General features: G+C 50.9%; 13 protein-coding genes. 10 read left to right on the top strand and 3 right to left on the bottom strand.

From position 1 onward, the window contains the following. Positions 1–51 precede the first annotated feature (51 nt). The gene (gene aspS / locus B7990_RS11595; protein ID WP_088641100.1) at positions 52–1,845 is read right to left on the bottom strand and encodes an aspartate--tRNA ligase; all 1,794 of its coding nucleotides are present in this window, start codon (positions 1,843–1,845) and stop codon (positions 52–54) included. Between the two features lie 144 nt (positions 1,846–1,989). Between aspS and B7990_RS11590 the strand changes: the two genes are divergently transcribed. Then, positions 1,990–2,568 (top strand): hypothetical protein, encoded by a 579-nt coding sequence (locus B7990_RS11590; protein ID WP_088641099.1) that lies wholly within the window; start codon positions 1,990–1,992, stop codon positions 2,566–2,568. An 8-nt stretch (positions 2,569–2,576) separates the two neighbouring features. Here the strand turns inward: B7990_RS11590 and B7990_RS11585 are convergent, their stop codons facing one another. Then, positions 2,577–3,224, bottom strand: coding sequence for a hypothetical protein (locus B7990_RS11585; RefSeq protein WP_088641098.1), 648 nt, complete (start codon positions 3,222–3,224; stop codon positions 2,577–2,579). Positions 3,225–3,414: 190 nt separating this feature from the next. Between B7990_RS11585 and B7990_RS11580 the strand changes: the two genes are divergently transcribed. The 8 genes from B7990_RS11580 to B7990_RS11545 are packed head-to-tail and all read left to right on the top strand — an operon-like array spanning position 3,415 to position 11,164. Then, on the top strand, positions 3,415–4,017 hold the full coding sequence (locus B7990_RS11580) for an ATPase (protein ID WP_014544947.1): 603 nt from the start codon (positions 3,415–3,417) through the stop codon (positions 4,015–4,017). Positions 4,018–4,026: 9 nt separating this feature from the next. Continuing rightward, positions 4,027–4,563 (top strand): hypothetical protein, encoded by a 537-nt coding sequence (locus B7990_RS11575; RefSeq protein ID WP_014544948.1) that lies wholly within the window; start codon positions 4,027–4,029, stop codon positions 4,561–4,563. 17 nt (positions 4,564–4,580) lie between these two features. Next, positions 4,581–6,338, top strand: coding sequence for a V-type ATP synthase subunit A (locus B7990_RS11570; protein ID WP_088641211.1), 1,758 nt, complete (start codon positions 4,581–4,583; stop codon positions 6,336–6,338). Then, positions 6,331–7,632, top strand: coding sequence for a V-type ATP synthase subunit B (locus B7990_RS11565; RefSeq protein WP_073424070.1), 1,302 nt, complete (start codon positions 6,331–6,333; stop codon positions 7,630–7,632). Before B7990_RS11570 ends, B7990_RS11565 begins: the two co-directional genes overlap by 8 nt. A gap of 2 nt (positions 7,633–7,634) precedes the next feature. Next, positions 7,635–8,267, top strand: a complete 633-nt coding sequence (locus tag B7990_RS11560; protein WP_014544951.1) for a V-type ATP synthase subunit D — start codon at positions 7,635–7,637, stop codon at positions 8,265–8,267. Further along, positions 8,264–10,195, top strand: coding sequence for a V-type ATP synthase subunit I (locus B7990_RS11555; protein WP_088641097.1), 1,932 nt, complete (start codon positions 8,264–8,266; stop codon positions 10,193–10,195). The genes B7990_RS11560 and B7990_RS11555 overlap by 4 nt, the downstream gene beginning before the upstream one ends. A 39-nt stretch (positions 10,196–10,234) precedes the next feature. Beyond that, a complete protein-coding gene (locus B7990_RS11550; protein ID WP_015732433.1) occupies positions 10,235–10,690 on the top strand; it encodes an ATP synthase subunit K in 456 nt (151 codons plus the stop codon). An 18-nt stretch (positions 10,691–10,708) separates the two neighbouring features. Continuing rightward, entirely contained in the window at positions 10,709–11,164 is a 456-nt protein-coding gene (locus B7990_RS11545) for a V-type ATP synthase subunit K (protein ID WP_088641096.1), read from the top strand. 359 nt (positions 11,165–11,523) lie between these two features. On the opposite strand, the gene metK is transcribed toward B7990_RS11545, so the two are convergent. Then, complete coding sequence (gene metK / locus B7990_RS11540) at positions 11,524–12,717, bottom strand: methionine adenosyltransferase (protein WP_088641095.1); 1,194 nt, start codon at positions 12,715–12,717, stop codon at positions 11,524–11,526. A gap of 215 nt (positions 12,718–12,932) precedes the next feature. Here metK and B7990_RS11535 point away from each other — a divergent pair, with 215 nt between their 5' ends. Further along, positions 12,933–13,697: a Nif3-like dinuclear metal center hexameric protein gene (locus B7990_RS11535; RefSeq protein ID WP_088641094.1), complete on the top strand. Its 765-nt coding sequence runs from the start codon at positions 12,933–12,935 to the stop codon at positions 13,695–13,697. Positions 13,698–13,712 lie beyond the last annotated feature (15 nt).

Here is a 13,712-nt window from a genome sequence, read left to right as displayed (position 1 = left end):
AAAGCATTAATAAAAGGGTGATGCCCGCCTTCGCGGGCATGACAACCACTATTACTTTTTCTCGTTACCCTTAGGCATCTGCACGGAGATGTGGATGTCCTGCAACTGCTGGAGGTCCACTTCACTCGGGCACTGGTCCATCGGGCTAGAAGCACTCGTGTTCTTCGGGAATGCGATGTAGTCACGGATAGATTCTTCACCTTCCATCGTAGCAACAACGCGGTCGAGACCGAAGGCCAAACCACCGTGCGGAGGAGCACCGTACTTGAATGCATCGACGAAGAAGCCGAACTTGGTCTTCACCTGTTCTTCGGAGAGACCGAGCAAGCGGAACACCTTTTCCTGAACTTCCGGGTTGTGAATACGGATAGAACCACCGCCGATTTCCACACCGTTAAGAACAAGGTCATAAGCTTCAGCGTTGCAATCCTTGAGGTTGCCACCGAGCATCATGTCCAAGTGTTCCGGAAGCGGGTTCGTGAACGGGTGGTGCATAGCCATGTAGCGGCCTTCCGTGTCGCTGTATTCGAACATCGGGAATTCGGTAATCCAAACAAATTCACGCTTCTTCGGATCGCGGAGACCCTTGATACGGGCGACTTCCAAGCGGAGCTGACCCATAGCCGTAGCTGCAATCTTTTCCGGACCTGCGATGAAGAACATCATGTCGCCGCACTTAGCGCCAACAGCGTCGCGGAGTTCGTTAAGTTGTTCGGTCGTGAAGAACTTGCCAACCTGAGTTTCAACTTCGTCATTTTCCTTGACGCGCATCCACACGAGGCCCTTGGAACCGTACTTAGCAACGTAAGCGGTGAGTTCGTCAATCTGCTTACGAGTAAAGTCAACGCAACCCTTAGCAGCGATACCGCGGATCTTGCCACCAGCGGCAACGCAGTTCTTGAACACGCCAAAGTTGGACTTTGCACCGATTTCAGACACGTCGTGAATTTCGAGGTCGAAGCGAAGGTCCGGCTTATCGGAACCGTACTTGAGCATAGCTTCTGCCCACTTCATACGGCGGATGTGACGCGGCGGTTCGAAGTTCCAAACCTTGCCCAAAACTTCAGTCACGAACTTGTCGAACATTTCCATCACTTCGTCCTGGTTGACGAAAGACATTTCAACGTCAATCTGCGTGAATTCCGGCTGACGGTCAGCGCGGAGGTCTTCGTCGCGGAAGCACTTGGCGATCTGGAAGTAGCGGTCCATGCCTGCAATCATCAAGAGCTGCTTGTACTGCTGCGGAGACTGCGGGAGGGCGTAGAACTTGCCCGGGTTCACGCGGGACGGCACGAGGTAGTCACGTGCGCCTTCCGGAGTGGACTTGCAAAGGCACGGAGTTTCAATGTTTTCAAAACCGTTAGCGTAGAAGAAATCGTACACGGCCTTGAGGAAGCGGCTCTTGAGGAGGAGCTTCTTCTGGATCCACGGACGGCGGAGGTCCAAATAGCGGTACTGCAAGCGGAGGTCGTCGTTTTCCTTGCATTCTTCGTTCGGGTCGTTAATGGCGAGCGGAGAGGTGAGGGCGGCGTTCAAAATTTCGAGCTTGTCAGCCTTGACTTCGATTTCACCCGTGGCGAGCTTTTCGTTCGTGTTGCCTTCTTCGCGGGCGTAGACCTTACCAGTCACGTAAATAACGTATTCGTTACGGAGCTGTTCGGCAGTCTTCAAAACATCGGCATTGTAATCCGGATTGAAAACGATCTGGGTCTTGCCATACTTGTCGCGGAGGTCAACGAAAATCACACCACCATGGTCGCGGCGGCGATCCACCCAACCGGCGAGTGTTACGATCTGGCCAACATCTTCCTTGCGAAGCTGGCCGCAGTTATGTGTACGTTTCATGGTTGTATCCTTGAAGATAATTTTTTCGGGGCAAAATATAGAAAAAATAGTTCCTAGTTATTAGTTAGTGGTTACTAGAAAAAGCCTTTTTGATTTCCTGATTGATTGACTATATATTTCTATATACCCACATTGGGTTGTATTATGGAAAAACATGTCGTTTTGAGCTTACGTCTTGGGTTGAGGCTGTTTCATGGGGCGGCCTTTCTTTATGGTTTTTACTTTTTTAGCGCAGTCCTTAATATAGTAGAAATGTTCCAGTTTCACTGGTTTCTTCCCTTTGCTGCTCTTGCATGCATGACCTTCATATTTTTTTCCGCCTGTTCTATTTATGTTGTCACGAAGGATGGAATCCGATGGCAGTTGATGTTTGGGCCTGCGCTAAGTCCATCGAAAAGACGTAAGTTTACGCCATGGAATTATGAAATTCTTCAAGTCCGCGGCGTATTTCCTTTTTACTATATGTTTGCATTCCTACGTCAGGACAATCCTTACCCTTATGGGGGAGATTATGATCTTAGTCCAGACAATATACCCTATCGACGTTCGATAGCATTCTTTTTCTGCAGAAATTTTTTAGACCTCATTATTTTCATAGATGAAAACATCCCGTATGAAAAAATGAAACCTGAATACAGAGATCGAATCTGGCAACTCGCTGACAAATATCGTCGGTTGAAAAAGAACCATCAAATAATATATTGGATATTGAATAACGTTTGAGTTTTGCTTTACATGAACTTTGCTACGATCCTATATTCAACACCGTGTCTGCGATACGCACCTCGCATGTAGTATACGACAGTAGGTCTCGTTGTTCCGTCTGAGAGTTTGGCTGTCCCGTAATACGTGTTGCCGTTGTGTCTGTCGATGTCTACTCCTGTGCATTTTATTAGTGCATAGTTTAACAAGTTTCCGTTAAGACTAGCTATGGCTTCGTCTTCTATCCAGCCGTATTTATCTGTTGTGTACCCCGAAATGAGTGCTGCCAGAATTCCGGCGCAGAGTAAGATTACGCCTGTAATGCGCAGTTTTCCCTTATTGGGTTTATCTTCAGTTCCTTTGAAAAAATTGGAACATTGCATATATAATAGGGTCATGGCGGATAATACGATTATGCCGGAAATGTATGCGTCCACAACTTTAATCAAATTGAAATCGATGTATATGTGGTTCCATACGGGCCTAATAAAAATGGCAATTACGATGATGTAGATGACGGATAAAAAGAGAGGTCCTGCTGGGTTCTTATTGAACTTTTCACAGCATTCCTTGGCCTCTTGAATCTTTTCTGCTTCGCTTTTTTCTTTGCGCATGGAAAAACCTTTGTCGCTTATAAGATACGCATTTTTCTCCCAATTTTGTAAAGCGCTTTCCATTTTCTGTCGCGGTTTTCCACCTTTTGTCGCTCCTTTTGGTCTTTTTATCCTCCATTTGTGTAAGTAAACAATATTTTCGCAAATTTTTGTCGATTTTCTTGTCTTTTTCCAAATTTTCCTAGTATATTCTTTTCTGTGTTTAATAAAAATGCCCTACCAAGGGGTGTTTTGGTTCAATTTGGAGATTTAAATGGCAGAAGATTTGCAAGCCCTTATGGAACGCATCCAGAAGGATGCTGTCGAAAAGGCAGAACTCGCAGCAGCAGATATTATTTCTAAGGCAAAGGACAAGGCGGCCGAAATTGTCAGGGCAGCCGAAGACGAAGCCAAAGCAAAACTCGAAAACGCCGACAAGGAAGCTCAAGCATTTACAGAACGCAGCGAACGCACATTGGAACAGTCTGCTCGCGATTTGCTCCTCTCGGTGGGCAAGAACCTCGAAAAGATGATTCTTGATCTTCTCAGCCTCCAGATTGACAAGTCTCTCGATGAATCGACCGTGAAGAACATGCTCCTCACAGTTGCAAAGAGCTATACCTCCGACATCGAAATCAACTTCTCCGAAGCCGATGCCAAGGCCCTCACGAGCTTCGTGATGGGCGAGTTTGCAAAGCAGCTCAAGGCTGGCGTCAAGGTCGAAAGCGACAAGGGCGTCAAGTTTGGCTTCCGCGTGAAGCTCGATGGCGGCAAGGTCAGCCACGAATTTACAGAACAGGCAATGGCGGAATCTCTTTCTGCCTTGCTCAGACCGCAACTTGCAAAGATTGTAAACAAGGCCGCCCAGGGCAAATAAGGCGGTCCAATGAGCAGTCCAGCATATTTGATGGCATCGCTTCCGATGCTAGAACTGGGCGACGTTCCGCCCCTTAGCATGGCCGAGTTCCGTGGCCGTTGCGAAGGTGTGCTGGATGCCCCAGAACTCGAAGCGCTCGACGCCCTCTTAGCGGGCGAAGAGAGCGATGATGAATTTGTTAGGGAATACCAGTCCCGCGAAACCCAGATGAGAAATGTTTCAGGAAGGCTCCGCGCCCAGGCGTGGGGCCCTGAAGTGCGTTTTGCGGAACGTTCATTCTCTGGTTATGACGTCACCTTTGCGAAGATGATCCAGGACGCGTTCATGAAGTCAAATCCGCTTGAAAAGGAACAGGATATCGACCGCGCCCGTTTTTGGCTTGTGGATAGCCTTGCCGGTGTAGGCGAGGGGACCATCAAGCACGTCTACGCCTATGCGATTAAGCTTAGAATCTGCGAGCGTTGGGCTCGCTTGAACGATATCGCAGGCGACAAGGCCGTCATCAATATTATTAATGAAAACGATCCTGCATACAGGCAGGAATGAGTGGAGGTCCATTTTCAATGGCTAGTATCGGAAAAATAACCGGCGTGAACGGAAACCTGATTCGTGTCAAGTTTGAAAGCGCCGTTTCCCAGAACGAAGTGGCTTATGCAAAGCTCATTTCGAAGAACGAAGCAGGTAAGACAGAAATCATCCCCCTTAAGAGCGAAGTGATTCGTATCCGTGGTGATTACGCTGAACTCCAGGTGTTCGAAGATACGACTGGCCTCAAGGCTGGCGACGAAGTCGAATTTACGGGTGAACTTCTTTCTGTTGAACTTGGTCCGGGTCTCCTTACTCAAGTTTTTGATGGTCTTCAGAACCCGCTGCCGAAGCTCGCTGACGAATGCGGCTTCTTCCTCCAGCGCGGTAAGTACCTGAAGGCTCTCCCGCGTGACAAGAAGTGGGCTTTTACTCCGGTCGCTAAGGCTGGCGATGTTGTTGTCGCTGGTGATACGCTCGGTACGGTTCCGGAAGGTGTTTTCTCGCACCGCATCATGGTGCCGTTCAAGCTCCTCGGCAAGTGGACTGTGGATTACATCACGACTGCCGGTGACCGCGTTGTCGAAGATGTTGTCGCAAAGCTCAAGAACGATCACGGCGAATCTGTTGACGTGACGATGGTGCAGACCTGGCCGGTGAAGATGCCTATCAAGGCTTATGAAGAACGCTTGCGCCCCTCCAAGCCGCTTACCATGCAGCAGCGCATTATCGATACGTTCTTCCCTGTGATGCAGGGCGGTACGTTCTGTACGCCGGGTCCATTCGGTGCCGGTAAGACCGTGCTCCAGCAGCTCATGAGCCGTTATGCCGACGTGGACATCGTGATTTTGGCCGCTTGCGGTGAACGTGCAGGTGAAGTGGTGGAAACCCTTCGCGAATTCCCGGAATTGATTGACCCGCGTACGGGCAAGTCCTTGATGGAACGTACGCTTATCATTTGTAACACGTCTTCGATGCCGGTGGCTGCTCGTGAAGCTTCCGTTTATACCGGCGTGACGCTCGCTGAATACTATCGCCAGATGGGCCTCAACGTGCTCCTCCTCGCTGACTCCACTTCCCGTTGGGCTCAGGCTCTCCGTGAAATGAGTGGCCGTTTGGAAGAAATTCCGGGCGAAGAAGCATTCCCGGCTTACCTCGAATCGGTGATTGCATCCTTCTACGAACGCGGTGGCGTTGTCCGCCTCAAGGACGGTTCGACCGGTTCCGTGACGATTTGCGGTTCCGTGTCTCCGGCAGGTGGTAACTTCGAAGAACCGGTGACCCAGGCAACCCTCAAGGTGGTGGGCGCATTCCTCGGGCTTTCCCGTGAACGTTCTGACCAGCGCCGCTTCCCGGCAATCCATCCGTTGGATTCCTGGTCCAAGTACGAAGGTATCATCGATTCCAAGAAGGTCGCTCAGGCCCGTTCTATCCTCGCTAATGGCGTGGACGTGAACAACATGATGAAGGTTGTGGGCGAAGAAGGTACTTCGATCGAAGACTTCATTGTTTATCTGAAATCTGAATATCTTGATGCCGTTTATCTGCAGCAGGACGCCTATAACGAAATCGACGCCGCTTGCTCTGCAGAACGCCAGAAGTACGTGTTCGACAAGATTTACACCATCCTCATGACGCCGATGACGTTTACCGAAAAGGATGTCGCCCGTACGTTCTTCCTCAAGCTCACGCAGGCAACCAAGGACTGGAACCGCGTGGCATTTGACTCTCAGGAATTCAAGGATCTCGAATCCAGTATTTTTGCTTCCGTAAAGGAGGTTTCTGCTAATGCATAATGTTGCTTACCATCGTATTGAACGCATTGCCGGTTCTGTGATTACTTTGAGAGCCGAAGGCGTTGCAAACCAGGAACTGGCTCAGGTAACGAGCTCTTTCGGTACTTCTCTTGCCCGTGTGATCCGCATTGACGGTGACCTCGTGGACTTGCAGGTCTTTGCAGGTGCTCGTGGTATTTCTACGGACTCCGAAGTGCGATTCCTCGGTGAACCGATGAAGGTCCCGTACAGCGATGCTTTGCTTGGCCGCGTGTTTAACGGTGCTGGCAAGCCGCGTGACAACGGCCCGGAAGTCGATGGCGAACGCATCACGATTGGCGGCCCCTCTGTGAACCCTGCTAAGCGTATCATCCCGAAGACGATGGTGCGTACGGGTATCCCGATGATTGACGTGTTCAACACGCTTGTCGTTTCGCAGAAGCTCCCGATTTTCTCGATTGCTGGTGAACCGTATAACGAACTTTTGGCACGTATCGCCTTGCAGGCCGAAGTTGACGTGATTATCCTCGGCGGCATGGGCCTCAAGCACGATGACTACCTCTACCTCAAGGATTACCTCGAAAAGAATGGTGCTCTTTCCCGCACGGTGATGTTCATGCATACCGCATCTGACCCGATTGTGGAATGCTTGCTCGTTCCGGATGCATCCCTCGCTGTTGCTGAAAAGTTTGCAACCGAAGGCAAGAACGTGCTCGTGCTCCTCACGGACATGACGAACTTTGCCGACGCCATGAAGGAAATCGCTATTACGATGGAACAGATTCCGTCGAACCGTGGTTATCCAGGCGACCTTTACTCTCAGCTCGCAAGCCGCTACGAAAAGGCTGTGGACTTTAGCGATGCTGGTTCTATCACGATTTTGGCTGTGACCACCATGCCGGGCGACGACGTGACGCACCCGGTTCCGGACAACACGGGTTACATTACCGAAGGTCAGTTCTACTTGCGCAAGGGCCGTATCGAACCGTTCGGTTCTTTGAGCCGCTTGAAGCAGCAGGTGAACGGCAAGACCCGTAGCGACCACCGTACCATCATGAACACCATGATTCAGCTGTACGCAAGCTACAAGGAAACCTTGGAAAAGCAATCCATGGGCTTCAACATGAGCAACTGGGACCAGAAGCTGTTGAAGTACGGCGTACGCTTCGAAAAGGAAATGATGGACCTTTCTGTGAACATCCCTCTTGAAAAGGCTTTGGATCTCGGATGGGAAATCCTCGCCGATTGCTTCACTCCTGAAGAAACCGGTATCCCCACCAAGATGATCAATCAGTACTGGCCGAAGAAGTGGTAATTATGGCTAAGGTCAAGTTAACTAAAAACGCCCTCAAGGCGGAACGTGACGCACTGAAGCGCTTCCAGCGCTATCTGCCGACGTTGCTTTTGAAAAAGCAGCAGTTGCAGATGGAAATGCGTACGCTCCAGGAGAAGGTGATGGCGAAACGCGAAGAAGAGGATAAGCTCCGCAAGAGTATGGCTTCGTGGATTTCGCTTTTTGCCGATCCCATTGAGTGGAAAAACTATCTCTCGGTGAAGAGTGTCGAACAGGGCGAGGGTAACATTGCCGGCGTGAAAATTCCGACGTTTAGCGGTGTGGAATTCAACGTGAACATTCCGGACTTCTTTACGACTCCGGTGTGGCTCGACGATGGTATCCGCAGCTTGCAAGGTTTGATTTCCTTGCGCCTGGAACGCCGTGTGCTCGAAAAGCAGTACGAACTCCTTTCGAAGGAACTGCGTACTACGAGCCAGCGTGTGAACCTGTTCGAAAAGGTGAAAATTCCCGAGTCTAAGGATAACATCCGCAAAATCAATATCTTCTTGGGTGACCAGCAGACAAGCGGTGTGGCCCGTAGTAAGCTTGCAAAGGGCAAGGCTACGGCTAAGGCGCTTGCACTTGACGCCCAGAGTAAGGAGGTTGCCGCATGATTACTCCTATGAAGAAGGTGACCATTCTTACGCTTGCAAGCCATAAGGAAGAAACTCTTAAGGCTCTGCGCGAAATGGAAATTATCCATTTGACTCCGCTCCAGAACGCCGCTGGTGCATCTGTGAACGGTGCAAAGGGTGCTGTGGCCCGAGTGCAGAAGGCGATGGAAGTCGTTCCGGATAAGCTTCGCAAGGGTGTGACACCTGCCGAAAAAGGTGCAAGCGGTGTAACGCTTGTCGAAGAGATCCAGACTCTCATTACGGACAAGAAAAATGCCGAAATCCAGCTGGAGCAGGCCAAGGAAGAACTTGAAAAGCTCCACGCTTTTGGAAATCTCGATCCGCGTACGGTCAAGGAACTCGCCGCAAAGGGCATCTTTGTTCGCCTTTATCTTGTGGACCTTTCAAAGGAACCTTTTGAAGTCGAAGGCGATAACGCTTACAAGCATGTCTTTGGCAAGGATGAAAATGGCACGTACATTGCCGTGTTCACAAAGGGCGATGCTCCTGCATCTGTGAAGGGTGCGTTTACGGAACTCGCCATGCCTCTCAAGTCGCTCGAAGAATATCGAATGATCGAAGAGGAATCAAACACGACGATTTCTGCTGTGGACGAACGCTTTGCCCAGCTTGCCTCCGTGAAGGACGATCTCGAAGACCGCCTCTTGGAAGTGACGGACCGTTACAATCTCGTGGAAGCTTCTGCAAGCATGCTCCAGAACAAGGGCCTTGCAGCCCTCCAGGGATTTTGCCCGGAACCGCGCGTTGCTGAAATCAGTGCGGCAGCGAAGGCAAACGGCTGGGGCATCCGCGTTGAAGATCCGACGGACGAAGATAGCGTCCCGACGCTTCTCGGCTACAACAAGCTTTCACGCCCGATGCAGTGCCTCTATGACATCATTGGCATCTCGCCGGGCTACAACGAAGTTGACGTGAGCTCTGTGTTCCTCTGCTTCTTTAGCATTTTCTTTGCGATGATTGTGGGCGATATGGCTTACGGCCTGTTGTTCCTCGGTCTTGCGATGTTTGCTCGCTCGAAAATGCCGAAGGCAAGTAGTGCCGGATTCCACTTTGTGTATTTGATGAGCTGGGCGACTATCATTTGGGGCGCCATCAATGCGAACTTCCTTGGACTTACTCCGGAACTTGCAGGGTGGAGCTACTACCTCGATATCGCTAACTATAACTTTTTACCGGAAGGTGTGCGCAACGTGCTCTATTGGATTCGCAGCTCTGCTCCGACGGATCCGACGCGCTTTGAAGCATACAAGCAGTTCTGCGAAACGTTTACGTTCTTGCCGGCTAGCTTTGTGCCGAATGCCGCTGGGGCATCCCAGATGCAGCATATTCAGTTGTTCTGCTTCTGCATTGCCGTTGTGCACTTGAGCATTGCTCATGCGTGGAATGTCGTTGTGCGTCTCAAACGCAAGTCTTCGACGTTCATGGCGCAGGTGGGTTGGCTCATGGGCGCTTGGGTCATGTTCTTCCTTGCATGCAACATGGTGCTTGGAATCGACATGCCGAAGTTCGTCATCCCGATGTTTATCGTGGAAGTCGTGCTTCTCGTGCTCTTTACGGTGCCGCCAAGCCGCCTCAAACAGGACTTCATCAGCATCCCGATGCTCGTGCTTGACATCGTGAATAGCTTCACCGACGTCATCAGCTATATCCGTCTTTTTGCAGTGGGTATGTCTGGTGCCGCCATCGCCGAAGCGTTCAATGGAATGCTCTCGCCGCTGTTTGGCTCTGCTGTTGGCGTTGCTGGTGCTGCTCTAGTTCTTTTGGGCGTTCATGGTTTGAACATTGCACTTGCCGTGATGGGTGTTGCAGTGCATGCCGTACGTCTTAACACACTCGAATTTTCAAATGGACTTGGTCTTGAATGGAGCGGATTTGCGTTCAGCCCCTTCGCCAAGCAAAAAAATTAAACCAAGGGTTAAATCCCGCTACTTAATGAGGATAATATAATGGAACCGAATACAATGGTGACTCTCGCTAAAATGGGTGCTGCAGCTGCGCTTGGCATTGCGGCTATGGGCTCTGCCCTTGGTTGCGGAACGGCTGGTATGTCTGCTATTACGATGTGGAAGAAGGCTTACGCTCAGGGTAAGTCCGCTCTCTTCACGCTTCTCGTGTTCGTCGGTGCTCCGATTTCCCAGACGATTTACGGCATGTTGCTCATGAACTTCATCTTGAGCAAGGCTGCTGAACAGGGCTTTACGAACTGGGGCGGCTGCCTCGGTGCAGGTATCTTCGGTGGCCTCGGCATGATGGCTTCTGCTTGGTACCAGGGCAAGTCTGCTGCTGTGGCTTGCGATGCTCTCGGTGAAACCGGCAAGGGCATGGTGAACTACTTGATGGTTCTCGGTATCGTCGAAACTGTCGCTTTGTTCGTGCTCGTGTTCTCCATGATGGTGCTTTAATCGAAAGAGGTTGCACTTATGGATCAATCACAACTTTTAACGCTCGCAAAGCTCGGTGCGGTGGCGGCTCTTGGCCTTGCTGCAGTGGGTTCTGCGCTGGGCTGCGGGACTGCCGGCATGGCGGCCATCGGTGCCTGGAAGAAGGCGTATCTCAAGGGTAAGAACGCGCTCTTTACGCTGCTCATCTTCGTGGGTGCGCCGATTGCGCAGACGATTTACGGCATGCTCCTGATGATGTATATCTTGAACAAGTCGCAGGCAAATCCTGGCAACTGGGCTGCTTACCTTGGCGTAGGCATCTTCGGTGGCATCGGCATGATGGCTAGCGCTTGGTACGTGGGTAAGTCCGCTGCTGACGCTTGCAACGCTCTTGGCGAAACGGGCAAGGGCCTCGTGAACTACCTCATGGTGCTCGGTGTCGGCGAAACGGTCGCACTGTTCGTCATGGTATTCTCGATGATGCTTGTTTCGTAGCTTGTGTCATCCTGAGCGAAGAGGCGCAAGCCTCGAAGTCGAAGGATCTAGACAACAAAAGAAGACTGCTTAACGGCAGTCTTTTTTTTTGTATTTGAAACAAACTAAAAAATGACGGATCTTCATCCGTCATTTTTTGCTAAATGCTTTTTGTCGCGATCTTGGTGCGGCTATAGAGCCGGGCGGTCTTCTGTGAGTCTCAAACGACTCGTATTGCAATGATTGCATAAACCAGCGCCTCAACAATAGAAACAAGTAAACTTGTTTCTGCTGTATTCGGCTTAGGTTTATTTAACGAGTCGTGGAGACGAGAGCGAGGCGAAGACGTCGGTTCTTTTTGCTATAGAGCCGAGCGGTCTCTATACCGCTTCAGCAGCCTTCTTCAGAGCTTCTGCCTTGTCGGTCTTTTCCCACGTGAAGCGAGCGCCGGTACGGCCAAAGTGACCGAGGGCGGCGGTAGCGACGTAGCCCGGCTTGCGGAGGTCGAGCATCTTTTCGATGCCGGCCGGAGAGAGGTCGAAGTTCTGTGCGACAATAGCTTCGATCTTGCGGTCGTCAATCTTGCCTGTGCCAAACGTGTTCACGAGCACGGAGACCGGCTTGGAGTAGCCGATAGCGTAGGCGAGCTGCACTTCGCAACGGTAGGCGAGGCCGGCAGCCACGATGTTCTTTGCCACATAGCGGGCTGCATAAGCTGCGCTGCGGTCAACCTTGGACGGGTCCTTGCCGCTGAATGCTCCACCGCCATGACGGCCCATGCCGCCGTAGGTATCGACGATGATCTTACGGCCTGTGAGGCCGCAGTCGCCGTGCGGGCCACCGACAACGAACTTGCCGGTCGGGTTCACGAGGTAACGGGTCTTCTTGTCCAAGAGCTTGGCCGGGATGACCTTCTTGATGAGCTTTTCGATGATTTCCTTTTCGATCACGGAATGCTTGAGTTCCTTGCCGTTCACCTTTTCGTCGTGCTGGGTGGAGATAACGACAGTGTCAACGCGAACCGGCTTGTCGTTTTCGTCGTATTCGACGGTGACCTGGGACTTGGCATCCGGGCGGAGCCACTTGATCTTGCCCTTTTCGCGGAGGTTCTGGATTTCTTCCATGAGCTTGTGGGCGAGGCTGATCGGGAGCGGCATGAGTTCCTTAGTTTCCTTCACGGCGTAACCGAACATCATGCCCTGGTCGCCAGCACCCTGCTTGTCGTCTTCCTTGCCTTCGGCAGCCTTGGCGTCAACGCCCTGGGCGATATCCGGAGACTGCTTGTCCATGGCGACGAGCACGGCGCAGCCCTTGTAGTCGAACTGGAGGTCCGGGTTCACGTAGCCAATGTTCTTGATGGTGTTGCGTGCCACTTCCTGGAAGTCAACAACAGCCTTGGTGGTAATTTCACCAGAGATAACGACGAGGCCTGTGTTCACGAGAGTTTCGCAAGCGACACGGCTTTTCGGGTCTTGGGCGAGGCAAGCGTCGAGGATGGAGTCGGAAATCTGGTCGGCAACCTTATCCGGGTGGCCTTTAGAAACGGATTCAGAGGTAAAAAGATAATGTGCCATTGGGGCTCCTATAATAAATCTTCTATTTTCTTTCTATGCGTAAATTTATTTAAATGCATAGAATGTGGCAACGAGAAAAAACTCTAAAAGGCTTTTTTGTACCCTAAAACGCTTTTTCTGGTTGTAAATAATTATTATATATCTATATTTTTTATAACTGCTAATAGTTTCTATAAAGACGAGTTGGATGGAGGCTAAATCAACAAGGAGATTTTATGGATTTGCCTTTTATGACCGCTTGGCTTGACGATTTGCTCGATCCAAAGTCTTTTAATGATTTTTGTGTGAATGGTCTATGTGTTGAAGCGAACGACAAAGTGACCAGGATTGTGACGGGCGTGAGCCTGCGCGACCAGCTGATTGATGCCGCTATAGAAGAAAAGGCGGATTGCATCATCGTTCACCATCCCAATGGATTCTGGAAGGGAGAGTCTCAAATCCCGGTTGGGAAGTTTGGGGAACGCCTCCGCAAGCTTATGTGCAACGGTATTTCCGTGTTCGGTTTCCATTTGCCGCTGGATGGCCATCGAGAAATCGGCAACAACGCCATGATCGCGAAAATTCTAGGGCTAAAGCCGGTTCATGAATTTATGTACGAAGGCACGAGGGCTATCGGTGTCATTGCCGAATGGAATACTCCTGCGACGAGGGAAGAATTTTTGGACTGCCTGGACACGTCTTTTGAACATGGCGTACAGAACAAGTTCTTTTTCGGTCCAGAACAAATTAGGCGTGTGGCCATATGCAGTGGCAGCTGCGGCGAGGAAGGCATTCGAGAAGCCGTGGAGATGAACTGTGACGCTTTTGTCACGGGAAGCATTAAGGAAAGCGTTCCTATATTCTGCCAGGAAAACGGAGTGAACTTGGTTTCGTGCGGGCACCACCGTTCGGAAATTTTTGGCGTATGTGCTCTTGCGGAAAAAATCCAGACTGAACTGGGCATTCCGTCGAAATTTGTCGATCTGGACAACCCGATTTAGGGATGATGGCGCGTC

This window comes from Fibrobacter sp. UWB4, from assembly GCF_002210345.1.
Taxonomy (GTDB): Bacteria; Fibrobacterota; Fibrobacteria; order Fibrobacterales; family Fibrobacteraceae; genus Fibrobacter.
Note: the sequence above shows the minus strand (reverse complement) of the source record. Positions and strands in the feature narration are given on the sequence as shown.

Bases quoted from the DNA above. Each gene is read 5' to 3' on its own strand.
- aspS (WP_088641100.1), bottom strand. From the start codon at position 1,845: ATGAAACGTACACATAACTGCGGCCAGCTTCGCAAGGAAGATGTTGGC.
- B7990_RS11590 (WP_088641099.1), top strand. From the start codon at position 1,990: ATGGAAAAACATGTCGTTTTGAGCTTACGTCTTGGGTTGAGGCTGTTT.
- B7990_RS11585 (WP_088641098.1), bottom strand. From the start codon at position 3,224: ATGGAAAGCGCTTTACAAAATTGGGAGAAAAATGCGTATCTTATAAGC.
- B7990_RS11580 (WP_014544947.1), top strand. From the start codon at position 3,415: ATGGCAGAAGATTTGCAAGCCCTTATGGAACGCATCCAGAAGGATGCT.
- B7990_RS11575 (WP_014544948.1), top strand. From the start codon at position 4,027: ATGAGCAGTCCAGCATATTTGATGGCATCGCTTCCGATGCTAGAACTG.
- B7990_RS11570 (WP_088641211.1), top strand. From the start codon at position 4,581: ATGGCTAGTATCGGAAAAATAACCGGCGTGAACGGAAACCTGATTCGT.
- B7990_RS11565 (WP_073424070.1), top strand. From the start codon at position 6,331: ATGCATAATGTTGCTTACCATCGTATTGAACGCATTGCCGGTTCTGTG.
- B7990_RS11560 (WP_014544951.1), top strand. From the start codon at position 7,635: ATGGCTAAGGTCAAGTTAACTAAAAACGCCCTCAAGGCGGAACGTGAC.
- B7990_RS11555 (WP_088641097.1), top strand. From the start codon at position 8,264: ATGATTACTCCTATGAAGAAGGTGACCATTCTTACGCTTGCAAGCCAT.
- B7990_RS11550 (WP_015732433.1), top strand. From the start codon at position 10,235: ATGGAACCGAATACAATGGTGACTCTCGCTAAAATGGGTGCTGCAGCT.
- B7990_RS11545 (WP_088641096.1), top strand. From the start codon at position 10,709: ATGGATCAATCACAACTTTTAACGCTCGCAAAGCTCGGTGCGGTGGCG.
- metK (WP_088641095.1), bottom strand. From the start codon at position 12,717: ATGGCACATTATCTTTTTACCTCTGAATCCGTTTCTAAAGGCCACCCG.
- B7990_RS11535 (WP_088641094.1), top strand. From the start codon at position 12,933: ATGGATTTGCCTTTTATGACCGCTTGGCTTGACGATTTGCTCGATCCA.